Genomic DNA, 23269 nt, shown 5'->3' with positions numbered 1-23269 from the left:
TTTTTTGCAAAATTAAGAGATAAAAAATAAAAAAACCCAATCCGATAAAGAATTGAGTTTATATATTGTTTATAGAATTATTATAAAGGTTTATAAACATAGTTTATTCCAAATCCTTTTGTTACGTAAGTTTGAGGATCATAATGATAATCTGTACTAAAAATAGCCGGCACTGGAATAGGAGTTGTAAGATCCGTAATTGCCATTCTTTTAGGACTGTTCGGCGAAAGTATCAAACTTCTTCTATCATTGATCTCAGTAGATAAAATAACTGATATTTTATACGCAAACGGAAGAAGTGTATATCCACTAATCTGATTATCAAAATTGGAATAGTCATAGCCAAGCTTAGCAGTAGGCGCACCAAATACACCTCCAGCCATAGGCCCATATTGTCTTACAACTTTAGATACGTTATCTCCTAAATATTCATAAGTTGTTTCAGAATAGTTCGTATAATCAAAAGGATTTGCGTCCTCACCTGTTCTCATCGTAATCTTCGCCAATTTACTTGTTGTTGGGCTATAGACAAGATCATAAATAGTTTTTGTCTTTCTTAAAACGGTCCAGGGTCCCGGAGGAGTTCCTGGCGGTACACCCGGAGTTCTGTCATATACAGTTCGTTTCTCAGAAATAGTTGTCAATCTTCCGTTATTACCATAAGTAAACATTTGTGTATATGATGTACTATCCACATCTAAAGTCCCGTCATTATCAGAATCAACAAATCCATTGAAATTAACGTTACTTAAATTGTTTCCACTAAACTGTACATCAGTAACAGAAGCTCCTTTTGTAAGAACTCTGGATAAAAGCAATCCGTTATAATGATATTCTGCAATAGTATCAGCATCTGTAATCTCTCTATATAGTGCTCTTGGTCCTGTTAATCCAGGATTGTTATGCATATCGATAAGTGGGTTACCATCTTCATCAGTCAGATCTTTACAAGAATGAATGGAAGAAAAACCAGCAAACAGTAAAATAAAATAGAAAAGTTGTTTCATTTCCAAGGGGGATTATTTATTTTTCCACAAATATAATTTTTTTTTAAATAAAAAGTATATATTTATTCATATTATAATAAAACTAGCAATTAAATAAAGGCACTATACTGCATTATAAATATATTGATAAAGAATAAGTTTAGTTATAAACACCCATAATAAATCCACGAATCAATCTTTTGATGCCGGTAACTGTAATTTAGGAATTTAATAAAATCTACCCTCACTAAAACATAAAAAAATCTAAAAGAAATATCTTTTAGATTTTTTATTTAATATTATCAAAATTAATACGGTTGTAATACTTGAGTTGTCAATACTGACTGAGCCATATCATCATTTAAGAAAGCAGTATTTACAGCTTTTCCTGTTCCTAAAGTTCCTGCATTAAGGTTTCTCTTTGTACAGGCAGCTTTTACACTGTAATTATTTTTAGGAGTAAGATTTGTGAGGGTTGCATTAAGATTAAAAATCTTATTTGTCCCGTCACCGCCTACTAAAACATCCGTTCTTACAGCCTTAAGAGCATTATCAACAAAGATACCACATGCATAACTTATTGATGCATTTGCATTAGTTGTTTTTTGAGTAGTGGTCTGAAATGTAAATACCACCTTATTCGTTGCATTAGTTATAGAAAAGGTATCAACTGCTCCTGCTAAAACAGTCCATGTCGCATCTAAAGCAACATTTTCAGTATAGGGTGCTGTTGATCCATTAGCCCCTGAAAAAGTTGCACCAACCTTATCAGAAACAGTATTTATAGAAAACAGGGCCATACTTCCTTGCCCGTCGGCAATTTTTATACTTTTCCAGTCATTACTTAATAAATCGGAATTATTGTGAAAAATCTCTCCGGCATTCCCTGCACTTCCTTTTACAGCATCGGTTCCGCCTGTTCTTAGTTCCTTATTTACATTTAAATCTCCATTAATATCAAGTGTATTTACAGGGGTCGTTGTATTTATACCCACCTGAGCATTAGATAAACCAATAGCCAATAGTAGTGTTACTAAAAATATTTTTTTCATGATCTAGTTTAAAATTGTGTTAAATACCTGAGGAATCTCATATACATCAACCTTCAAAGAAGATTGAGCAATAAAGCTATCAATATTAGTTGCTACGTTAATTCCTATTCCTAAAGTTATATTACTTGTATTATAAGATTGTAATCTTGAACAAGCGACACTAACAGTGTGTGTACCTTTCGTAAGATTTTGAGCAATTCCAATTTGGTTATGAGTTAAGAAAGTATTACTTGCACTACTTGCCTTAATATTTCCTTGTCTAAGATTTACCAATTTGTTATCGACAAAAATCCCACAGGCATAGTCAATTGAAGTATCTGTTGTACCACCTGCTGGAAAATTCGTATGAACTACTGTTTCAAACTGAAAATAAGTTTTACTATCTGTACTATTTACCTGAAAAGGTTGTGATAGAGAAGTGATTTTTTTAAAATTCGTAAAAGTACTAAAATCACCTCCTTTTGTAAAGCTTGTGGATCTGGTACTACCAGTAGTAGACTCTTCAGATCCAGTGAAAGTAACTCCAGTTCGATCTGAGAAGGAGTTATTAAATATTAGATAAAATTGATTAGGTTCATATTCAGGGATTCTAAGGGTTTTCCATATTGGAGGATAATTTTCTCCTTGTGAAACTAATATTTGCCCATTAGTTCCCTGAACGAGACTATTGTCTGTTGTATTTAAAACAACCAGTTTTTTACGAAGATTAACATCTCCATTTACATCTAATTTCGCTTTAGGTGTTACTGTTTTTATTCCTATCTGCGCAGAAAGAGATAGCCCTATTGATAAAAATAGGATTGATAATATATTTTTCATGAATTAATTGGCTTTGTAGGTTACATATTCAATAATGTCGATCTTTAGATCTGATTCCAAGGTAAATGCATTGGAAACTGTATTGGTATTCGAGATGTTACGTCCAATCGAAAATTGGCTATTAACATCAGACGTTGTAATTTTCCTACAAGCTACTTCAATTTTCTGAGGCCCTAAAGGAACATTTTGTTCAGTATAATTAAGCGTGAAGATATAATCCTGAAACCCTCCTTTAGCGGTATTATTTGTTGAAGAAACTTTGTCAGGACGAACAGCAACAAGTTTACCTCCTCTAAAAACTCCGCATGTAAAGCTTATATTTTGTGAAGTGGTAGCTGCAGGAGCTTTCATTTCAATTCCTGTCTGAAACTGATAGGTAATTCTGTTTCTTGGATTTTTTACCGTGAAATTGTTTTCAAGACCTTCAATCTTAACCCATTTGCCTTTACCCGTATCCGTAATATCATCTCCCACAGTATTTGTGAAAATGTTATCACCTGCCACACCATTGGATAAAGTGGTAACACCTTTTTGATCCAGTGACAAATACGAATTAATCAGCTTGTACTGTCCTTCTTCCATAAAGGATACATTGATTGATTTCCAAACCGGAGGTAGATTTTCCCCCTGCGAAACTAAAACTTGACCGTTTAGTCCGGCATTTCCTATAAGAGCTGGAGTACCTCCTACTCTTAATTCTTTTCTTAGAGTGGTTTTCCCGTTAACATCGAGAGTCGAATTAGGGACATTTGTGTCAATTCCCACCTGTGCGTGCGCATAAACAGAGCAAAACACTGTTATGCAATAATAGATAGTTTTTTTCATAATAAGCGCCGCAAAGATACATATTTTTAATGTAAAACTCTATTATTTAATTATTTGTACCATAGAAATATAACTATAGGGTATTAGAATTCTTCATACAAAAAAGTAGAATTATCTTTAATACAGGGGAGAACCGAGCTATAACTCCAATATTGATTTAAGTAAAATATTTACTTCATCTACATTTTTCACCTTATCTTTTCGCATCATCAGGTTATTTCCTTCTTTTCCTATTTTTTCTTTAAGCTGAGCTTCTGATGGGTTTTGAGTTAAATAATTTATAATATGTTTAAACTTATCCGTCTGATAAAATTTATCTTGAGGGTTGCTTGGAAAATATCCTAAAAAGACCCCGTTTTTCATCACGATCTTTTCAAAACCAATGTCAGCTGCCAGCCATTTCAGAGAAACGCTTTTTAATAGATTAATAGCTTCTTTTGGTAAATTTCCAAATCGATCAATAAGCTCTGATTCAAACTTTTGAAGATCTTTTTCATTATCAATTTCAGCAATCTTTTGATACAGCAATAATCTTTCTTCGGTATTTGAAATATAAAAGTCAGGAAGCATCAGCTCCAAATCAGTATCAATATTGACTTCTTTTACAGATTTAAAAAGCTTTTGTCTATCTTCTTCATTTTCAAATAAATTTTCAAAATCTTCGTCATCCTTTAATTCCTCTAAAGCTTCCTGCATTAATTTCTGATAGGTCTCAAACCCCATTTCATTAATAAAGCCACTTTGCTCAGCTCCTAACAAATCTCCGGCTCCACGGATCTCAAGATCCTTCATTGCAATTTGAAAACCACTTCCCAAATCTGAAAACTGCTCTATAGCTTCCAGTCTCTTTCTTGCATCGGAAGTCATCATATCATACGGCGGAGTGATCAGATAACAGAAAGCCTTCCTGTTACTTCGTCCCACTCTTCCTCGCATCTGATGAAGATCGGCCATACCAAATCTGTGGGCATCATTGATGAAAATTGTATTCGCATTGGGAACATCCACTCCACTTTCAATAATTGTTGTAGAAACCAAAACGTCATATTTCCCTTCCATAAAATCCAGAACATTTTTTTCCAACTGCTTTCCTTCCATCTGGCCGTGTCCGGTGATTACTCTTGCATCAGGAACCAATCTTTGGATCAATCCTGCTATATCTTTCAGGTTTTCAATCCTGTTATTGATAAAATAAACCTGTCCATCTCTTTGCAATTCATACGAAACAGCATCGCGAAGAATCTCCTCATTAAAGCCAATAATCTGAGTATCTACAGGTTGTCTATTTGGCGGTGGCGTTTTAATAACTGATAAATCTCTTGCTGCCATCAGAGAAAACTGCAATGTCCTTGGAATAGGCGTCGCAGTTAATGTCAAGGTGTCAACATTACTTTTAAGTGTCTTTAGTTTATCCTTAACAGAAACTCCAAATTTATGCTCCTCATCAATGATCAACAACCCAAGATCTTTAAATTTTACGCTATTGCTTGCCAATTGATGGGTCCCAATAATAATATCAACTTTCCCATTTTTCAACCCCTCCAAAGTCTCCGATTTTTGTTTTGCCGTTCTGAATCTGTTAACATATGAAACGGTTACCGGAAAATCTTTCAGTCTTTCTTTAAAACTTCTGAAATGCTGAAATGCAAGAATTGTAGTAGGAACTAAAACCGCGACCTGTTTTCCATCTGTTGCGGCCTTAAAAGCCGCCCGGATAGCAACTTCTGTTTTACCAAAACCTACATCTCCACATACCAGACGATCCATTACCGTACTGGCCTCCATATCTGCTTTCACATCTAGAGTTGCTTTTTCCTGATCTGGAGTATCTTCATAAATAAAACTGGCTTCCAGTTCATTTTGCAGATAGGAATCGGGAGTATATGCAAAACCCTGAGCTGTCTTTCTCTGCGCATACAGTCTGATCAGATCAAAAGCAATTTGTTTTACTTTCGCTTTCGTTTTCTGTTTTAAAGATTTCCACGCCGGTGAACCTAATTTACTTAAAACTACTTCTTTCCCATCCGGTCCGTTATATTTGGATATTTTATGTAATGAATGAATACTTACATATAATAGATCTCCATTTTTGTACGTTAACTTAAAACATTCCTGAATTTTTCCATCATTATTTACCTTCACCAATCCCATGAACTTACCAATTCCATGGTCGATATGTGCAATATAATCCCCTATTTTTAAAGACATTAAATCCTTTAAAGTGAGTTGTTCGGATTTTGCAAAGGTATTTTTGGCCTTATACCTTTGATACCTATCAAAAATCTGATGGTCGGTATACACAGAAATCTTATGATTATTATCTACGAAGCCTTCGTGAAGTTCAGATTTAAAACTTTTGAAAATTGTTTCATGTTCCAACTCTTCAAAAATTGACTCCAGTCTTTCTTTTTGTTTTTCTGTTGAGAAAGAGATCCAGGTATCAAAACCCTCACTTTGCTTTTCTTCAAGATCCTGAATAAGCAATTCAAAATTCTTATGAAAAGAAGGCTGCGAAGTTTGTTCAATACTGATATCAAAAGTTTTCACACCCTCAATCCCGATACTACTGAAATCAATTGTTTTAAATTTTTTATAATCAAATAAAAACTCCTGATCAGAAATAAACAATTCCTGAGGCGTTCTATGAGCAATATCTTTACTTAATGTTTCATATTTCTCGAGCGACTTCTCATAAAAAGATTTAAGCTTTTGTAATCCTACAACTCCATTTCTAGAAATCACAAAACTTTCATCTGGCAGGAGCTGGAGCAAGGAAACTCTACTTCCTGAAACTGAAAAATTCATATTTGAAACCAATTGAAACTCCTTTACTTTATCAACTGAAAGCTGTGTTTCAATATCAAAAGTCTTGATGTTTTCCACTTCATTTCCAAAGAAAGTTATTCTATAAGGTCTTTCATTAGAATAAGAGAAGACATCTACAATCCCGCCACGAACAGAAAATTCTCCAGGTTCGGAAACGAAATCCGCCTGCTGAAACTGATAATGAGACAGCAATTCATCAACAAAGTCAAAATCCAATTGATCGCCTACTTTTATCTGGTGCGAAATCGCTTTAAAATCTTCTTTCTTAATAACTTTTTCTGACAAGGCTCCAATATAAGCAACAATTACTCTTGGAGATTTGCCGGAGTTTATTTTATTTAAAACCTCAGTTCTTAAAACCAGATTTGCATTTTGAGTTTTCTCAACCTGATAGGGTTCAAGATGGGTAGCTGGAAAATAAAGAACTTTATCCTTACCCAACAAATCTTCCATTTCCGTATTGGCATAGAGAGCATCCTCCTTATCATCTATGAGATAAAGAATATTCTTCTTTTGCGTAAGGAAAAGCTCAGCTATAAAAACAGAAGTTGAAGATCCTGCACTTCCTTTTACAGAAATATGCTGATGAGTCTCAAGTTGGGTGAAAATTTCTTTTCCAAACTCCTTTTGCAATAAATCGGGAAGAAATTTTTCTTTGATGGTCTTTAACTGCATAGTATATAGATATAAACGCCAAAATCGATTTCAGAACTTTTCCGAAACCGTTTAGTATGCAAAGATAATGAAAAGACAGCATTTTGCGACTTTATCATTTTCGAAAACCACAAACAAAACTCACAAACAAAATAAATTTATTAAATTTTTAGAATTAATTATGTATTTTTAACAACATAACATCAAACAAAATATAATATGACTAAAAAATTACTATTTTTATTAAGCATCTTCCTTTTAAATCTCACTATGGCTCAAAGTGGTTTTGAGTATTCAAGGTCTTGGGGAACCTATTTCGGACCCGTGGGTGGAAGGTCATGGACTGCATTATTCGACACTAAACCTATACTTTTTGACTCTCAGGATAATATTTATGTAAAAGGATTAGTCACAGGAATCATCAGCTATAACACCCCCTATTATCAACAATTTAGCATAGGCAATGGTCAACCCTATTCATTTGGCTCAGGCCCTTATCCTCAGTCACTGTACAATGCAAAGTTTACTTCTGCAGGAAACCTCTCATTTTATGAGTATGATCAATTTCATCAAAATATTCCAGGCACTTTCCATAAGGAACTTATGTATATTGATTCACAAGATAACAAATACTATCAGTATCATTCCGGCGGCAATCTCCCGGTATCAGTAACTCCCGGTGTATGGATGCCTGCCACATCAGCGTATCCTTCTGTAATTCTTGCAAAATTATCAGCAAACAATACATTAATATGGGCTACATATCTTCCATCATTAGCAAGAATTACAACTGACGACTCTCAAAATGTTTATGTTTCAGGACTCACATATTCAGCACAGGACATAGCAACTCCGGGAGTCTTTCAAGAAAATTACCAGGTAATGACTATAGGTGGAGCCCAAATACCTAACGGATATCTAATAAAGCTAAATCCCAGTGGACAAAGAATATGGGGAACCTATTATCCAGGTTATGGTTCTGCAATCCAATATCATAACAACGGCCTATATATGATGGTAAGTCAAGAATTTGCATCTAATCAAATTTCAATTCCATCACCAGGTGCTTTTCAAACATTAAAATCAACAGGAGCAATTATGAAGATGAATGCGAATACAGGAACCAGAGATTGGGGGACGTATTATGGAGTAGGATTCGGAAATAATGGAATGACCAATTTTGAAGTCAACGACACTGGTTTATATATTGCAGGAAGAGATTATCTATCATCTGATCCAGCTACGAATAGTAACAATTATTATGGTACTCCTGGAAGTTACCAACCCCAAATGGCCGGAAATTCAGACATCTTTCTTAGTAAATTTGATCATTCCGGAAACAGAATCTGGAGCACCTACATGGGCGGAACGGGCAACGAAACCTCTCAAGGATCTCAAAAACCCCTTGCAATTACAGGAAATGATATCTACGTCTGTGGTTTGACTTATGGAGGAGGAAGTAATATATCAACCCCTAATGTTTATCAACAGAGCCCTCAGCAAAATAACAGCAATTCGGTAAACCGATTTTTCGCAAAATTTAATTCAAGTGGCTCTCTTCAGTGGAGCTCATATTATGGTGGAAGTAGTGAAAGACTAAACGAACCCCTCAATATAGCGATCCACAAAAGTGCGTTGTATCTTTATGGAGAAACTACGGCACAAACCGGATATACAAGTGAAGGCTGCTGGCAATCTCAGATTATCGATCCAAACCCAACAGTGGTAGGTCAAGAGAAAAATGTAACTTTTCTAGCAAAGTTTGATATAAAAACATTAAGCACCTCTGAAACCTCACAATTCAATGATCTGGCACTTTATAATAATCCAAATAATGGAAACTTTACTCTCAAGGGCAACATCCTTGAAAAAGAAAACTACAAAATTAGTCTATATGATATTTCAGGAAAACTCATCTATGAGGAAAACATGCAAAAAAACAATGAACAGAAATTTGTACTTCAGAACAAACTCGAGAACGGAACCTATATAATAAGCATTACAAGAAATTCTGGAGATTTCCAGAAAAGCTTTAAAATGGTGGTTAAAAAATAAAACTAAAACCTCATTCTGCTCTAAATCCAAAAACAAATACCCTTGATTTTAATTCAAACACAAAAAACAATTAAAAACAATAAACATTTCACAATATTTATTAAATTTTTTAAAACAAAAGTTAAAAAAAAGCCTTTTTTATGACGTGGCATAATGTTTGGCAATTTGATCATTACCAAACATTAAAGATCGTATTATGAAAAAAGCAATTAAAATTTTAGGAATTTTCATGTTGATATTTTGTACTGTCATTACAATATCTTCATGTAGTGATGATGATGACCCAGTTAACAATGACTTCTTTGCAGGTACTTATAAAGGAACTGTTTCTTACAATGATGGAGGTTCTACCAACATTAACACTAACGATGGGAGCGTATTCGTTACAAAAATCGCAAGTGGCACAAAATATAATTTTGCATTCTCAAATAGTATTCCGGATCTCAATGGAATTGAATTTGAACAAAAAGGAGATCATACATTGGTGATGATAGGCTCAACAGGAACATCTTATATAAGAATAGATAACAACGAATTGAAAATACTCTTTATTAAAGATGGTAAAACGTGGACAGCTAATTGTACACGATAAAAATATCACACTTATTTACCGAGCCCGTTTCTATTCCAGAAGCGGGTTTTTCCGTGTATTACGATGAGCTTTAATGTTTTTTTAATCTGTAATAAACTTTAGTTAAGTTTCTGGAAGCTAGTTTTTTCAGCCTGTTTTTTGCATACCTTTACTTAACAAAACCAAAATAATATAATCCCTATGAAAAAATTATTAACGGCAATGTCACTGGTCTTAGGGCTAGGCCTTGCTACTGCTCAGCAAACTACTCCAGCAACTGCAACAAAAACAGCTCCGGTTAGTACTGTTAAAGTTAGTCAAGAAGCTCCAAAAACTTCAAAAACAACTGAAGCTAAAATGACTAAGCCAGCTGCGACTTCTACCTCTAAAGACGGAATGAAAATGAAAAAGGATGGAACTCCAGATAAACGATACAAAGAAAACAAACATTTAAAAAAAGACGGCACACCCGACAAAAGGTACAAAGCCAATAAATAAACTCAACATATAGTTGTTATTTTCATAATCAAATTTCGAAGAACCGATGAACTCATCATCGGTTTTTTTTATTTTCAAATTTCATTAAAATACCCTCAAATTCTTTAGTTATTTATAAATTTGAACCATGTTAAGCTTCCTTAAGAAAAATATAGCGCTGGCCTGGGCAAAAAAACATGTTCAAAAAGCCGAAGAATTCAAGAGAAATCCTGAAAGAGATCAGGAGAAATTACTTCTATCTTTGATCACGACTGCAAAAAAAACTCTTTTTGGAAGGGAACATAATTTTGAGAACATTCATTCTATAAAAGATTTTCAGGAAAAAGTTTCTATTGCTGACTATGAAGATCTAAAGCCCTATATCGAAAGAGTAAAAAAAGGGCAGGCTAATATTCTCTGGACCGACACTCCAGAATATTTTGCAAAAACCTCGGGAACAACTTCAGGATCAAAATATATTCCTATTTCTAAAGAGGCCATGCCTTTCCAGATAGCGGGTGCACAAAGTGCACTATTTCATTACATTGCTCAAAAAGAAAATGCTGATTTCGTTAAAGGAAAGATGATCTTCCTGCAAGGAAGCCCCGTGCTTGAAGAAGTTTATGGAATAAAGACAGGACGTCTTTCAGGAATTGTAGCCCACCATATTCCTAACTACCTTCAAAAGAATCGTCTTCCAAGCTGGAAAACTAATATTATAGATGACTGGGAAACCAAGGTTGATAAAATCATTGAAGAAACTGAAAAAGAAAACATGACCTTAATTTCCGGAATCCCACCGTGGCTGATCATGTATTTCGAAAAGCTAACTGAGAAACACGGAAAAAAGATTAAACAACTTTTTCCTAATCTTCAACTTATCGTTACTGGTGGTGTTAACTATGAGCCATACCGCGATAAAATGGAAGATCTTCTAGGAGGAGATGTTGATATTATTCAAACTTTTCCAGCTTCTGAAGGTTTTTTTGCTTTCCAGGACGACCACAAGAAAGAAGGACTTCTTCTTTTAACAAATCATGGTATCTTTTATGAGTTCATTCCTTTAGAGGAATATGGAAAACCTAACGCAAGAAGGCTTACCTTAAAAGACGTTGAACTGAATAAAGATTATGCACTAATTTTAACAACCAATTCAGGACTATGGGCTTACTCCATTGGGGATGTAGTCCGGTTTATTGATAAAAAACCTTATCGGATTTTAGTAAGCGGAAGAACCAAACACTTCACCTCTGCTTTCGGGGAACATGTAATTGCATTTGAAGTAGAAGCGGCCATAAAAGCCACTTTAGAAAAATACCCTGCTCAAATTATAGAATTTCATCTCGCCCCACAAGTAAATCCAGAAGAGGGACTTCCCTATCACGAATGGTTTATTGAATTTGAAAGAGAGCCTGGGGATTTACAAATTTTCAAAAACGAACTGGATGATCAACTAAGAAAAAGAAACACTTATTATGACGATCTTATTTCAGGAAATATCTTACAAAAGCTTCACATCAGTCCATTGAGAAAAAATGCTTTTCAGGAATATGCCAAATCTCAGGGAAAACTTGGCGGCCAGAATAAGACTCCAAGATTAGCAAATGATAGAAAAATTGCCGATTTATTAGAAATCTACAAATTTTAATCATATTTTTTCAATTCCAAAAACATATATTCAAAAAAAATTATAAATTTGAAAAACTAAATAAAAATAATGAAAGCATCTGTACTTTTAAAATCATCTTTACTGACATCTTTATTTTTTATCTCTTCATGTGCTACTACAAAATACAGTGAAGATGTTTCGAAAAATAATTACTCCAATCTAGAAGCAGGAAGAATGTACATTGTCACTATGAAAGACGGTTCTAAAAAACAAAAAATGTTATTCCGTAATATACAGGGTGATAATATTGTAGGAACTGCCGGAAAAAAAGACAGTACAGAGGTAATTATTCCTAAGGCCAATGTTGCTGCGGTTAAGGACAGATCAAGAGCAAGAGTAGCTGGAGGTGCCGTTATAATCGGTGCTGCCGCCGCTGCTGCTATCGTAGTAAGTGCTTCAAGAGCAGATTAAATAGATTTTATCTTTCAAAATACATTTGATTTATCATTTGAAAAATCAATAAGCTAATAGCTCTAAATAAATATTTAGAGCTATTTTTGCGTATGATTTCCTTTACTCCGTTAAAAACACTACAAAATATTGAATTTAGAAATCTTCTTACGGGAAGATTTTTTATCGTTTTAGCCTTCAGAATGCTTGCTACCTTACTTGGATGGTGGGTATATCAATTAACAAAAGATCCATTTTCAATAGGATTAATAGGTCTTTCAGAGGTCATACCAGCTGTTAGCTGCGCATTATATGCAGGACATGTAATTGATATGAATGAGAAAAAAAGGCTTTTATTAATTTGCAATTATGCCTATATATTCCTCATAGGCTTGCTTCTTATTCCTGCTTTTTTTGATGTTGAAATGCATTTTACAGGCCATCAGATCACCTATTTTATTTATAGTGTGATTTTTTTTACAGGAATCGCAAGAGCTTTTATTGGCCCAATCGTTCCATCGATGATCCCAAAAATTGTAAAAAAAGAAAATCTACCTAATGCAGTAACTCTCAACCAGGCTACATTTCTGATATCTTCAGTGTGTGGACATGCAGCCGGAGGTATTTTGATAGGCTTTTTTGGCGTAAAATGGACATTAGTAGTTATTATCTTATTAATTTTCACAGCATCTCTCTTTTTCTGGCAACTTAAAAAACAACATTCTGAATATAAAAAAGACAGTGTAAATGTTATAGAAAGCATGCGCGAAGGTATTTCGTACATATTCAAGACCAAAGAAATTTTGGGAGCACTGTGTTTAGATATGTTTGCTGTCCTTTTTGGTGGTGCTGTAGCTATGATTCCGGTGTATGCTACCGATATATTAAAAGTAGGCGCAGAAGGATTTGGTTTATTAAATGCCGCATCAGACATCGGCTCTATGTGTATTATTACTACTTTATCAATCATTCCGTTAAGAAAGAACCAAGGGAAAATACTTCTTGCTGTGGTTACAGGATTTGGACTTTGCATAATAGGGTTTGGATTATCAAACATATACTGGTTATCATTTATGTTTTTGGTGTTAAGTGGGATGTTGGATGGAATTTCAGTTGTCATACGAGGCACTATTGTACAATTAAAAACACCAGATCACATCAGGGGACGCGTTCTGAGCGTAAATTCTATCTTTATTATGTCTAGTAATGAAATGGGGCAATTTGAAAGTGGATTATCCGCAAAGCTCCTTGGGGTAGTCCGTTCGGTCGTATTTGGCGGAACAATGACCGTACTTATTGCATTAATTGTAGGAAGTACCAATTCTAAACTAAGAAAAATGCAATATTAAACACATATTTACCGTTCTATTAAATAAATCTTAAAAACATTAATTGAAGATTAATAATTTTTTATATTTGTCGTATAAAATCCCCCCTTATGAAAAAAACTTTACTCACTTTTTATTTTGTATTGTTTAGTGTACTTATTTCTGCCCAGAGTAGTTACGAGAATACACTGAATCAAAAAGCAGAAAAAATATCGTCTGCAAAAACCGTCGCTGATTACGAAAAGCTTTTCAGAGAGTTTTCGGAATTAAAAAAATCCAGAGATCCTTACAGGTGGAAAGCGTATTATTATGCTGGCCTTGTATTATACAAGGAAGGTGAATTTATTATAAACAGCGGCAATAAGAAAGCAGATACTAGATATACTAACAGCCTCGCTGAAAAGTTTGTTGCAGGAAGTTTAGAATTACAACCTGATAATAAAGAAATCACTGATTTACTAAATCTTATTCGAGAGCAGAGAACAAAGTTTGAAGCCGTTAAAACTGCAAAATAGTTTTACAGTACAAATTTACTTCTATTTAAAAAAAAAATTATGAAAAAAACATTACTCTTTATAGCCTTTTTGGTATCTCATATTTTTTTCGCACAAAATAACGACTGCTCAACAGCAATACCTATCTGTAGTAATGCAGATATTACCCTTACACCCACTGGAACCGGAAACAGTGATGAAGGGAATGCAGGTTGTTTAGGCGGAGAAAACAACTCTATTTGGTTTACCTTCAGTACACTTACTGCAGGTACTTTGACATTTGCGATTGATCCTGTTAATAATGTGGATTATGACTGGGCTCTTTATGGCCCTAATAACACCTGTGCAGAGATTCAAACCATAATGCCACTCAGATGCTCTTATGATTCGCCATCACCTGGACAGTACATAACAGGACTTAACCTCACTTCACTTGATACATCGGAAGATGCAGGTACTGATAATTTAGGAAACCCATCAGATGGTATGGTAAAATATATCGATGTTCTGCCAGGACAAGTATATTATCTGTTAGTTGATCAATTTTCCGGCGCCAGCTCACAGTTTTCACTAACCTTCGGAGGATCTGCAGGATTACTTACTCCTTTTGGAGATCCTGTTTTACAGCCATATCCGTTTGTTACACCTGGCCCAAATCATGATGGTATTCTTGACATTTGTAATTTAAATTTTGATTTCTCTACTTTGACTTCAGGAATATTAAATGGTAACCCTAGCTTCATTATTAAGTATTATAAAACAGCTACTGATGCTTTGGATGATGTAAATCCAATCATTGGCCAAACTGTTGTAAATCCAGCTACAACTTACACTTATGTTATCAGCTATTTTGACCCTACAAGTCCAGCCAGTTTTTTAAATAAGTGCAAAGAATTTGGAACGATAAAATTCGTAGACAGGTCATTCACACTCACTCCAGGATCACTTACTTCCTGTAGTAATAACAACTCCGGAACAGGAACCTATGACTTATCAACTGCAGACGTTGGTGCAGGTGCCATTCCTGGTCTGACATTTCAATATTATCCTTCACTAGCTGATGCTAATAACGGAACAAGTGAAATCACAAACCCTTATGTTTATGTTGCTCCTTCAGGATCTGCCTACGTAAAAGCAACCAATCAGTTTGGATGTACAGCAATAGCCGAAATCAAGCTAAACTTCCATCCAATTGTAACGGTATTAGAACCTACTATAAGATCTTGTTTTATTGAAACAAACCCTTCAACAGCATTGTTTAATCTTCCAGCCGCTATCGTAACATCTCTGTCTGGAACCACTAAAAAATATTACCCATCTATGACAGATGCTGTAAACGCTACAAATGAAATTTTGCCAGCCGCAGCTGCAGCATATGTAGCTCCGAACGGTGTTGTTTACGTTAGGGTATCAAATTCAAACAATTGTTTCACTGTTGCAAAGATTACCTTGATCGTATTACCTCCGGTAAAATCTACAGTTTTGGTTGATAAGATCATCTGTATGGAAGATAGAACAACTTTAGATGCAGGCCCTGGATTTGCTTCTTATTTATGGAGCACCGGTGCTACAACGCAGGCAATTACAGACGTCCCGGTTGGAACTTACTGGGTAAAATTAAAAACAGGAGAATGTATTACAACCCAAACAGTAACAGTTCATCCTACCGAACAACCAGTTATAACGAATGTAGATATTTCAACGAATACCATTACTGTAAATGTTATTGGAGGCACTCCACCTTATAAATATTCAATTGATAATATCAACTGGCAGGATTCAAATGTATTTAATAATATCCCTAGAGGAGATACTCAAATTTATGTGAAAGATTCTTATGATTGTGAACCTATTGACGTCACTGTTGTAGTTCCTAATTTAATTAATGTGATCACTCCTAATAATGATGGTATTAATGATGTAATTGACTATTCTGCGTTAGCAGGCAAGCAAAATTTAGTATTAAGCATATTTGACCGATATGGTGCTAAGATTTTCCAGGCTGATAAAACTAATGGCTATAAGTGGGATGGTACTACCAATGGAAATAAAAAAGTTTCAACTGGAACTTACTGGTATTCTGTAACCTGGAATGAGAATGATAAGAAAAATACGCCTATCAAATTCTCTAGCTGGATTATGGTTAAAAACAGAGAATAATCATATTTTTTAGTAAAAACCGCTTTTTCAAGCGGTTTTTATTAATTCGTGCGAATAATAACTTAAATATTTTGTTATTTTCGCTATTTTTGTTACATTAAATTCATTTCAAAATGAGAAAATTACTACTTATTTTTATTTTATTTTTGTCCCAATTATATTTTTCACAATCGGACTGTATTACTGCAATTCCGGTATGTGGAAACTCAGACATTTCCTATAATCCAAGTAATCATGGTACTATTGCGGAACCAACATCAAATAGTTGTTTAAATTTAGAACACTTTTCTGTTTGGTATGTATTTACTGCCGCAACTACAGGAACGATTGAATTTACCATAACTCCATATACGGTCCCTAATGTATTTCAATACGATTATGACTTCGCGGTATATGGACCAAACATTGATTGTGCTACCTGGGATTTTGGTAATGCAATCAGATGTAATTTCTCTGGTACAAGCGGAGCAACGGGATTAAGTTCTACAATAACAGGAGACAAATGGGAAGCACCGTTGGATGTAATTGCTGGAGAAACATACTATCTTCTTATAGATAACTATCTTCCAGACAATCCTTATGGTTTTTCTTTAACCTGGGGAGGAACTGCTGCTCTGACTTCTCCATTTAACGACCCTGCATTAACCCCTAATCCATTTATCGCACCAGGAGTGCCTGGTCCTACACCAGATTCTCCTAATGAGATTTTAAAATGTGCACTACCAAGTTCATTTGATTTTAATACTTTAACTGCAGGAATTATAAATGGTAATCCTAATTTTTCGATAACCTATCATAGTGATAACAATGATGCGATAACAGGAAACAACCCTTTACCTACTCCCACAGTTGTAAATGGAACCACTATTTATTATTACAGAATAACATATACCGACCCAACGAATCCCGACAACCCGATTAATAAATGTTTTATAACTGGGAAGTTTAAATTCAGGCAAGGTAATATTGTCGCCAAAGATGCTACTCTTTTCGAATGTAATAACAATGGTGCTGGAACTGCAACCTATAATTTAACATTAGCTGATACCTTTAGTGATCCAACTGCGATAAAGAAATACTATCCTACATTAGCTGATTTAAATGCTGGGACTAATCAGATTATGAATCCAGCAGCCTATGTTTCAGCTGAAAAGAAAGTGTATGTAAAAGTAACTTCAACAGAAGGATGTTCAGATGACTCTGAGATCACTTTAAAATTCCATCCTGTTGTAGTAGTTAATGATGCTACTATCGAATCTTGTTATATAGATACTAATATAACGACAGCATCATTTGATTTAACCACTGCTAATGTCTCAAATCAAGCACCGATTACTAAAAAGTTTTATACTACACTGGCCAATGCTGTAAGTGGAACAAGCCCAATAGCTAATCCTCTGGCGTACGTCTCTACTAACGGTGAGGTATATGTAAAAGTATTCAATGCTAACTTATGTTATGCTATTGCTAAAATTACCCTTAAAGTTTTACCTCCGGTAAAATCTAACGTTCTGAAGGATGTTACTATTTGTTTAGAAGATAAGACAACGTTAGATGCAGGACCTGGTTTCGACGGGTATGAATGGAGCACGGGAGCAACAACCCAAGCCATTACGAATGTACCTGTAGGATCTTATTGGGTAAAGTTAAAAACAGGAATTTGCTACACGGTACAGCAAGTAAATGTATATGCTTCGCAACAACCCGTTATTACGAGTGTTGATATTTCAAACAATACAATTACAGTAAATGTTTCAGGAGGCAAAGCGCCATATAAATACTCTCTAGATGGTGTTAACTGGCAGGATTCAAATGTATTCACAGGTCTTCCTAGAGGAGAAAACAAAATCTATGTTATAGATTCTTTTGACTGTACACCTATTGATATTCAAGTAACAGTTCCAAATTTAGTTAATGCTATCACTCCAAATGGAGACAACGTAAATGATTATGTAGACTACTCTGAATTAGGATACAAGAAAAATCTCGTTTTCATTGTTTATGATAGATACGGAAATAAATTGTACGAGGCTGATAAAATGAGAGGATACAGATGGGATGGTACTTCTGGTGGTAAAAAAATTATAACCGGTACTTATTGGTTCACGATCTCATGGAACGAAAATGATAAAAACAATACTCAAACGAATTATAGCGGATGGATATTGGTAAAAAACAGAGAATAATTTATATAATTAATCAAATCTAAAAAATCACCTCAATATTGAGGTGATTTTTTTATCAACATATTTTATCTTTTATTGGCGGTATTTTAGTACCTATTAAGAATAATTTGTTGAATACTATTTTTTAATTATTTTTTAAATAAACTATCTTTGCAACATGGCGCAGAAAGAAACATTATCATCTCTTACGCATGGAAACTTTGCGAAGGAACTGTCAATTGCTGATGGAAAAATGCCTCCTAATGCAGTAGATTTTGAAAGATTGATTATAGGAACTTTTTTAATTGATAAGAAAGGACTAGACCATTCCATTGACTTACTTACTCCTGAAGTTTTTTATGACCCCAGACATCAGGTGATCTTTACTACCATATTGAAATTGTATGAAGGTAACCATCCTGTAGATTTAATGACCATTATACAGGAGCTAAAAAAGGAGGAAAAACTACATTTAGCAGGTGGCGATCATTATATTATTGATCTAACGATGGGAGTTAGCTCATCTGCGCATATTGAATATCACGTTCGTGTTATTCTTGAAAAATATATTTTAAGAAGTTTAATTAACGTTTCTGCCAACGTTATCGACTCTTCATATAAAGAATCAACTGACGTATTTGAACTACTGGATAAAGCGGAACAATCATTCTTTGAAATTACTAACGGTACTATTAAAAAAGGTTTCGATACAGCAAATTCATTGGTAAAACAAGCTATTGATACTATTAAATCTTTAAAAGATAAAGAAGGCCTTTCAGGGGTTCCATCGGGATTCAGAGATGTCGATAAAGAAACAGGAGGTTGGCAAAATTCTGACCTTATTATTATTGCTGCACGTCCGGCGATGGGTAAAACTGCATTTCTTCTTTCCATGGCAAGAAATATTGCGGTAGGGCACAAAATCCCTATGGTTCTTTTCTCTCTGGAGATGGCATCAGTACAGCTTATCACAAGGATGATCGCTTCTGAAACAAGAATTTCTTCCGAAAAATTAAGGAAAGGAACATTGGATGATGAAGAATGGCAAAGACTGTTCTCCAATGTATCCGAATTGGAAAATGCACCTCTTTTTATTGATGAAACTCCCTCACTTTCCATATTCGATTTCAGGGCAAAATGCCGAAGACTAGTTATGCAACATGGCGTTAGACTGATCATGGTTGACTACCTTCAGCTAATGACCGCAGGAGGTGGAGGAAAAGGAGGCGGAAACCGTGAACAGGAAATTTCTATGATTTCACGTTCATTAAAAGCTATTGCAAAAGAATTGAATGTACCAGTAATTGCGCTTTCTCAGCTTTCAAGAAGTGTGGAAACCCGTCCTGGAAAAAGACCTCAACTTTCCGATTTAAGGGAATCAGGAGCAATTGAGCAGGATGCCGATATTGTATCTTTTATATTTAGACCGGAATATTATAAAATTGCCGTTTGGGATAACGATGAGGAAGGACAGGAAAGTTCAACAGAAAATCAAGCAGAACTAATTATTGCAAAACACAGAAATGGTGCTACGGCAGATGTAAGATTATCATTCTTGAAACATTTTGCAAAATTTGGAGATGTAGAGGCTGCGATGGGAGGAGCTCCAGGATATCCATCTAATTTTAATTCTAATGAACCTAGTGGTTTTGACAAGATAAAAACCACCATTCAACCAGGTGCGGCATTTGATCTTCCAGATAACTCTCAGCTCTCAGGATCTTCTATGAATGATTTTGATGATGATGATGATTTCCCATTTTAAATAATTAAATACAACCATTCTTACAGATCAGAAAGTTTTGAGAATTGAAATATATACCGACGGAGCATGTAGTGGAAATCCTGGAAAAGGAGGATATGGAATTCTGATGCGCGTTCCAGAAAAAAATTATCAAAAAACTTTTTCTAAAGGTTTCCGAAAAACAACAAATAACAGAATGGAACTTTTAGCTGTTATTACAGCTTTAGAAAAACTGAAATCAACAGAAAATGACATTCATGTTTTTACAGACAGTAAATATGTTTCAGATGCCATTAATCAAAATTGGATTTCAGGCTGGATAAAAAGAGGTTGGAAAAACGTAAAGAACCCTGATCTGTGGAAAAAGTTCGTTATACTCTATAATCAGCACAGTCCAAAAATGCACTGGATAAAAGGACATGCCGGTCATTTCGAAAATGAGTTGTGTGATAAACTTGCAGTTGCCGCCGCAGCATCTTCTCATTTAGAAATTGACACCTTTTTTGAAGATCTTGAAAATAATTCCCTGTTTTAAAGAAAACTCCTCAAATGGAATCTATATCAGTATTTCCAACTATTCTACACCTTGAATTAGTTATTTCACTAGCTTAATTAACTTTTATTAAAATATTATTAATCTTTTCTGCAAAATTAACACTGAATACATATTTATTACTTAGGATTTAATATATTTACACGTCCAATTTTTAAACATCCTAATTAATGAATAAAAAATTACTATTTTATTTTACTCTGGTTTTATTCTGCTTATCCGGAAAACTCTTTTCACAAACTTATCAGCTCACAGGAAATCCCGTGAATACTACAGGTTGGACCGTAGTTCCTTCTGCAGTAGTAAATGGAGATTTTGTTATGCTTACTGATGACTTAACAAATAAATCCGGAGCTATAAAGCTTAATGATCCCATTAATCTAAAATACTGTGACAAATGGAGAATTGAATTTGATTTCAGAATGGATGGAAATGGAACATCTGCTGGAAGAGGAGATGGCTTTTCATTTTGGTATCTACAAAATCCTCCAATAACAAGTCAACTGGGCTCTGGTTTAGGAATCCCGCAAAATGCAATCGGCTTAATGATTGGTTTTGACCTTTACAACAATACAACAGCAGGTCAGATGAATAAAGTACATCTTGCCTATGGTGTTGTACAAAATACCACTGATACAAACAATATCGAATATTTTAATACTCCCGGAAGTTCATTTCACTCTGCTGATCTAACGTCTACCCTTCCTTTGGTAGGCCCCACCTTTAAACATGTTGAGGTGACCGGAGAAGTGGATCCTGCAACACCAACTAACTGGATTATTACTTTAAAAATTGATGGAACCTCAGTTATTAACCAATCTTTTGCACCTGCCGGAGCAGCAGCAGCAATAACCCAGGGATATTTTGGCTTCTCTGCATCTACAGGAGCAGCATCTGTAAGAAACTCCATTAAAAATGTAAAGATATATACGGACAAAGTTGCAATATTACAAAACTCTGCAACACAATCTTTCTGTCCCAATCCTTCCACAGGGAACGGTGTTGTGAATTTAACTACATTCAATTCGCAGTTTGTAACTACACCAGCGAACTATACATTTACTTACTATGTTCTAGGTAGCTCAACACCAATTGCGAATCCTACCAATTATCAATTCAATGCCAATACAACGATATCCGTTGTCATAAAAGACAATGCAGGAGTCCTATGCGATAATCCTGACGGAAAAATACTCCTCGTTCTCGCTCCGTTCACAGCAAGTAATGTAACAATATCTGAATGTAACAATAATAAAGCTGGCATAGCAACATTTAACCTTGTAACAGCACCTGTAACAGGAGTACCTGGCGTCATTAAGAAATTCTATAAAACGTTAAATGACCTCAACGCGGGAACCAATGAGATTACAAACCCAGCAACTTACACTTCTGCTCCAGGAATTGTTTATGTGAAAGTAACAACCCCTCAAGGCTGTACTGGAACAGCACAAATCACCCTTGCATTTCTTCCTGAAGTAGTTGCTAATGATGACACTATACGTTCATGTTTTATTGATACAAATATTACATCCGGTTTATTTAATCTAACCACAGCCAACATAACAACACAAACTGGAGTTATCAAAAAATATTATACAACCCTGGCAAATGCTGTAGGTGGTACTAACGAAATAGTAAATCCGGCAGCATATGTTTCCACTACCGGCGTAGTCTATGTTAAAGTAACTGATGCCAATAATTGTTATACTATTGTAAAGATCAATCTTGTTGTTTTACCTCCGGTACAATCCTCCGTTCTTAAAGATCAGACAATTTGTATCGATGAAACAGCAACTTTAGATGCAGGTCCGGGTTTTGATGGTTATCTATGGAATACAGGAGCAACCACTCAATCTATTCAAAATGTTCCTGTAGGAATTTACTCAGTTTTGCTAAAAACAGGAAACTGCCTTACCAATCAGATCGTAAGAGTAAAAGCAGCTCCACAACCTGTTATTACAAGCATTGATATTACCAACAGCACAATCACCGTCAATGTAAATGGTGGCACTCCACCCTACAAATTTTCTTTAGATGGTGTTACATGGCAGGATTCAAACATATTTTCAGGTTTATCAAGAGGAGAACATAAAATATTTGTTAAAGATTTTTACAACTGTAACCCTATTGATGTACAAATCACTGTTCCTAATCTTATCAATGCTATTACACCAAACGGAGATAACGTAAATGACTATATCGACTATTCTGCCCTTGCTTACAAAAAGAATCTGGTATTCATTGTTTATGATAGATATGGAAATAAGCTATATGAAGCCGATAAATTGAGAAATTACAGATGGGATGGCACTTCCGGTGGTAAAAAAATATCTACTGCTACTTACTGGTATACGATCTCTTGGAATGAAAATGACAAAAACAATACTCAAACAAATTACAATGGCTGGGTATTGGTTAAAAATAGAGAATAATAAAGAAAAGATCACTCCATTATCGGTAGTGGTCTTTTTTATTACTTAAGTTTTATTATAAAACAAAAA

General features: G+C 34.8%; 17 protein-coding genes. 12 read left to right on the top strand and 5 right to left on the bottom strand.

Annotated elements, in window-relative coordinates:
• Positions 1–80: 80 nt before the first annotated feature.
• The 5 genes from AC3WRL_RS09065 to mfd all read right to left on the bottom strand — a co-directional run bounded on the left by AC3WRL_RS09065 (position 81) and on the right by mfd (position 7183).
• On the bottom strand, positions 81–1007 hold the full coding sequence (locus AC3WRL_RS09065) for a hypothetical protein (RefSeq protein ID WP_261510871.1): 927 nt from the start codon (positions 1005–1007) through the stop codon (positions 81–83).
• 287 nt (positions 1008–1294) lie between these two features.
• Positions 1295–2038 carry a hypothetical protein gene (locus AC3WRL_RS09060; RefSeq protein WP_214830691.1) on the bottom strand — a complete coding sequence of 248 codons (744 nt, stop codon included), beginning with the start codon at positions 2036–2038 and terminating at the stop codon, positions 1295–1297.
• Positions 2039–2041: 3 nt separating this feature from the next.
• Positions 2042–2857 carry a hypothetical protein gene (locus tag AC3WRL_RS09055; protein ID WP_261510869.1) on the bottom strand — a complete coding sequence of 272 codons (816 nt, stop codon included), beginning with the start codon at positions 2855–2857 and terminating at the stop codon, positions 2042–2044.
• Between the two features lie 3 nt (positions 2858–2860).
• The gene (locus AC3WRL_RS09050; protein ID WP_214830687.1) at positions 2861–3682 is read right to left on the bottom strand and encodes a hypothetical protein; all 822 of its coding nucleotides are present in this window, start codon (positions 3680–3682) and stop codon (positions 2861–2863) included.
• Positions 3683–3820: 138 nt separating this feature from the next.
• Positions 3821–7183, bottom strand: coding sequence for a transcription-repair coupling factor (gene mfd / locus AC3WRL_RS09045; RefSeq protein WP_261510867.1), 3363 nt, complete (start codon positions 7181–7183; stop codon positions 3821–3823).
• A 198-nt stretch (positions 7184–7381) separates the two neighbouring features.
• Here mfd and AC3WRL_RS09040 point away from each other — a divergent pair, with 198 nt between their 5' ends.
• From AC3WRL_RS09040 to AC3WRL_RS08985, 12 genes are all read left to right on the top strand, one after another.
• Positions 7382–9217 (top strand): T9SS type A sorting domain-containing protein, encoded by a 1836-nt coding sequence (locus tag AC3WRL_RS09040; protein ID WP_492330130.1) that lies wholly within the window; start codon positions 7382–7384, stop codon positions 9215–9217.
• Between the two features lie 196 nt (positions 9218–9413).
• Positions 9414–9809, top strand: coding sequence for a hypothetical protein (locus AC3WRL_RS09035; RefSeq protein WP_214830682.1), 396 nt, complete (start codon positions 9414–9416; stop codon positions 9807–9809).
• A 180-nt stretch (positions 9810–9989) separates the two neighbouring features.
• The gene (locus AC3WRL_RS09030; protein WP_214830680.1) at positions 9990–10286 is read left to right on the top strand and encodes a hypothetical protein; all 297 of its coding nucleotides are present in this window, start codon (positions 9990–9992) and stop codon (positions 10284–10286) included.
• Between the two features lie 127 nt (positions 10287–10413).
• On the top strand, positions 10414–11913 hold the full coding sequence (locus AC3WRL_RS09025; protein WP_492330129.1) for a GH3 auxin-responsive promoter family protein: 1500 nt from the start codon (positions 10414–10416) through the stop codon (positions 11911–11913).
• Between the two features lie 69 nt (positions 11914–11982).
• Entirely contained in the window at positions 11983–12345 is a 363-nt protein-coding gene (locus AC3WRL_RS09020) for a hypothetical protein (RefSeq protein WP_214830676.1), read from the top strand.
• 92 nt (positions 12346–12437) lie between these two features.
• Entirely contained in the window at positions 12438–13673 is a 1236-nt protein-coding gene (locus AC3WRL_RS09015; protein WP_261510859.1) for an MFS transporter, read from the top strand.
• Positions 13674–13762: 89 nt separating this feature from the next.
• Positions 13763–14167, top strand: coding sequence for a hypothetical protein (locus tag AC3WRL_RS09010; RefSeq protein WP_214830672.1), 405 nt, complete (start codon positions 13763–13765; stop codon positions 14165–14167).
• Between the two features lie 39 nt (positions 14168–14206).
• Positions 14207–16306 (top strand): FIDD domain-containing protein, encoded by a 2100-nt coding sequence (locus AC3WRL_RS09005; protein WP_214830670.1) that lies wholly within the window; start codon positions 14207–14209, stop codon positions 16304–16306.
• Between the two features lie 113 nt (positions 16307–16419).
• Complete coding sequence (locus tag AC3WRL_RS09000; protein ID WP_261510857.1) at positions 16420–18492, top strand: FIDD domain-containing protein; 2073 nt, start codon at positions 16420–16422, stop codon at positions 18490–18492.
• Between the two features lie 157 nt (positions 18493–18649).
• Positions 18650–20236, top strand: a complete 1587-nt coding sequence (gene dnaB, locus AC3WRL_RS08995; protein WP_214830666.1) for a replicative DNA helicase — start codon at positions 18650–18652, stop codon at positions 20234–20236.
• Positions 20237–20273: 37 nt separating this feature from the next.
• A complete protein-coding gene (rnhA, locus tag AC3WRL_RS08990) occupies positions 20274–20750 on the top strand; it encodes a ribonuclease HI (RefSeq protein ID WP_214830664.1) in 477 nt (158 codons plus the stop codon).
• A gap of 188 nt (positions 20751–20938) precedes the next feature.
• On the top strand, positions 20939–23200 hold the full coding sequence (locus tag AC3WRL_RS08985; RefSeq protein ID WP_492330128.1) for an FIDD domain-containing protein: 2262 nt from the start codon (positions 20939–20941) through the stop codon (positions 23198–23200).
• Positions 23201–23269 lie beyond the last annotated feature (69 nt).

The organism is Chryseobacterium sp. FW101-FHT12H09, from assembly GCF_058790395.1.
This window is presented reverse-complemented; position numbering and strand designations above follow the sequence as displayed.

Bases quoted from the DNA above. Each gene is read 5' to 3' on its own strand.
- AC3WRL_RS09040 (WP_492330130.1), top strand. From the start codon at position 7,382: ATGACTAAAAAATTACTATTTTTATTAAGCATCTTCCTTTTAAATCTC.
- mfd (WP_261510867.1), bottom strand. From the start codon at position 7,183: ATGCAGTTAAAGACCATCAAAGAAAAATTTCTTCCCGATTTATTGCAA.
- AC3WRL_RS09060 (WP_214830691.1), bottom strand. From the start codon at position 2,038: ATGAAAAAAATATTTTTAGTAACACTACTATTGGCTATTGGTTTATCT.
- AC3WRL_RS09020 (WP_214830676.1), top strand. From the start codon at position 11,983: ATGAAAGCATCTGTACTTTTAAAATCATCTTTACTGACATCTTTATTT.
- AC3WRL_RS09050 (WP_214830687.1), bottom strand. From the start codon at position 3,682: ATGAAAAAAACTATCTATTATTGCATAACAGTGTTTTGCTCTGTTTAT.
- AC3WRL_RS09005 (WP_214830670.1), top strand. From the start codon at position 14,207: ATGAAAAAAACATTACTCTTTATAGCCTTTTTGGTATCTCATATTTTT.
- AC3WRL_RS09010 (WP_214830672.1), top strand. From the start codon at position 13,763: ATGAAAAAAACTTTACTCACTTTTTATTTTGTATTGTTTAGTGTACTT.
- dnaB (WP_214830666.1), top strand. From the start codon at position 18,650: ATGGCGCAGAAAGAAACATTATCATCTCTTACGCATGGAAACTTTGCG.
- AC3WRL_RS08985 (WP_492330128.1), top strand. From the start codon at position 20,939: ATGAATAAAAAATTACTATTTTATTTTACTCTGGTTTTATTCTGCTTA.
- AC3WRL_RS09015 (WP_261510859.1), top strand. From the start codon at position 12,438: ATGATTTCCTTTACTCCGTTAAAAACACTACAAAATATTGAATTTAGA.
- AC3WRL_RS09035 (WP_214830682.1), top strand. From the start codon at position 9,414: ATGAAAAAAGCAATTAAAATTTTAGGAATTTTCATGTTGATATTTTGT.
- AC3WRL_RS09030 (WP_214830680.1), top strand. From the start codon at position 9,990: ATGAAAAAATTATTAACGGCAATGTCACTGGTCTTAGGGCTAGGCCTT.
- AC3WRL_RS09065 (WP_261510871.1), bottom strand. From the start codon at position 1,007: ATGAAACAACTTTTCTATTTTATTTTACTGTTTGCTGGTTTTTCTTCC.
- AC3WRL_RS09000 (WP_261510857.1), top strand. From the start codon at position 16,420: ATGAGAAAATTACTACTTATTTTTATTTTATTTTTGTCCCAATTATAT.
- AC3WRL_RS09025 (WP_492330129.1), top strand. From the start codon at position 10,414: ATGTTAAGCTTCCTTAAGAAAAATATAGCGCTGGCCTGGGCAAAAAAA.
- AC3WRL_RS09055 (WP_261510869.1), bottom strand. From the start codon at position 2,857: ATGAAAAATATATTATCAATCCTATTTTTATCAATAGGGCTATCTCTT.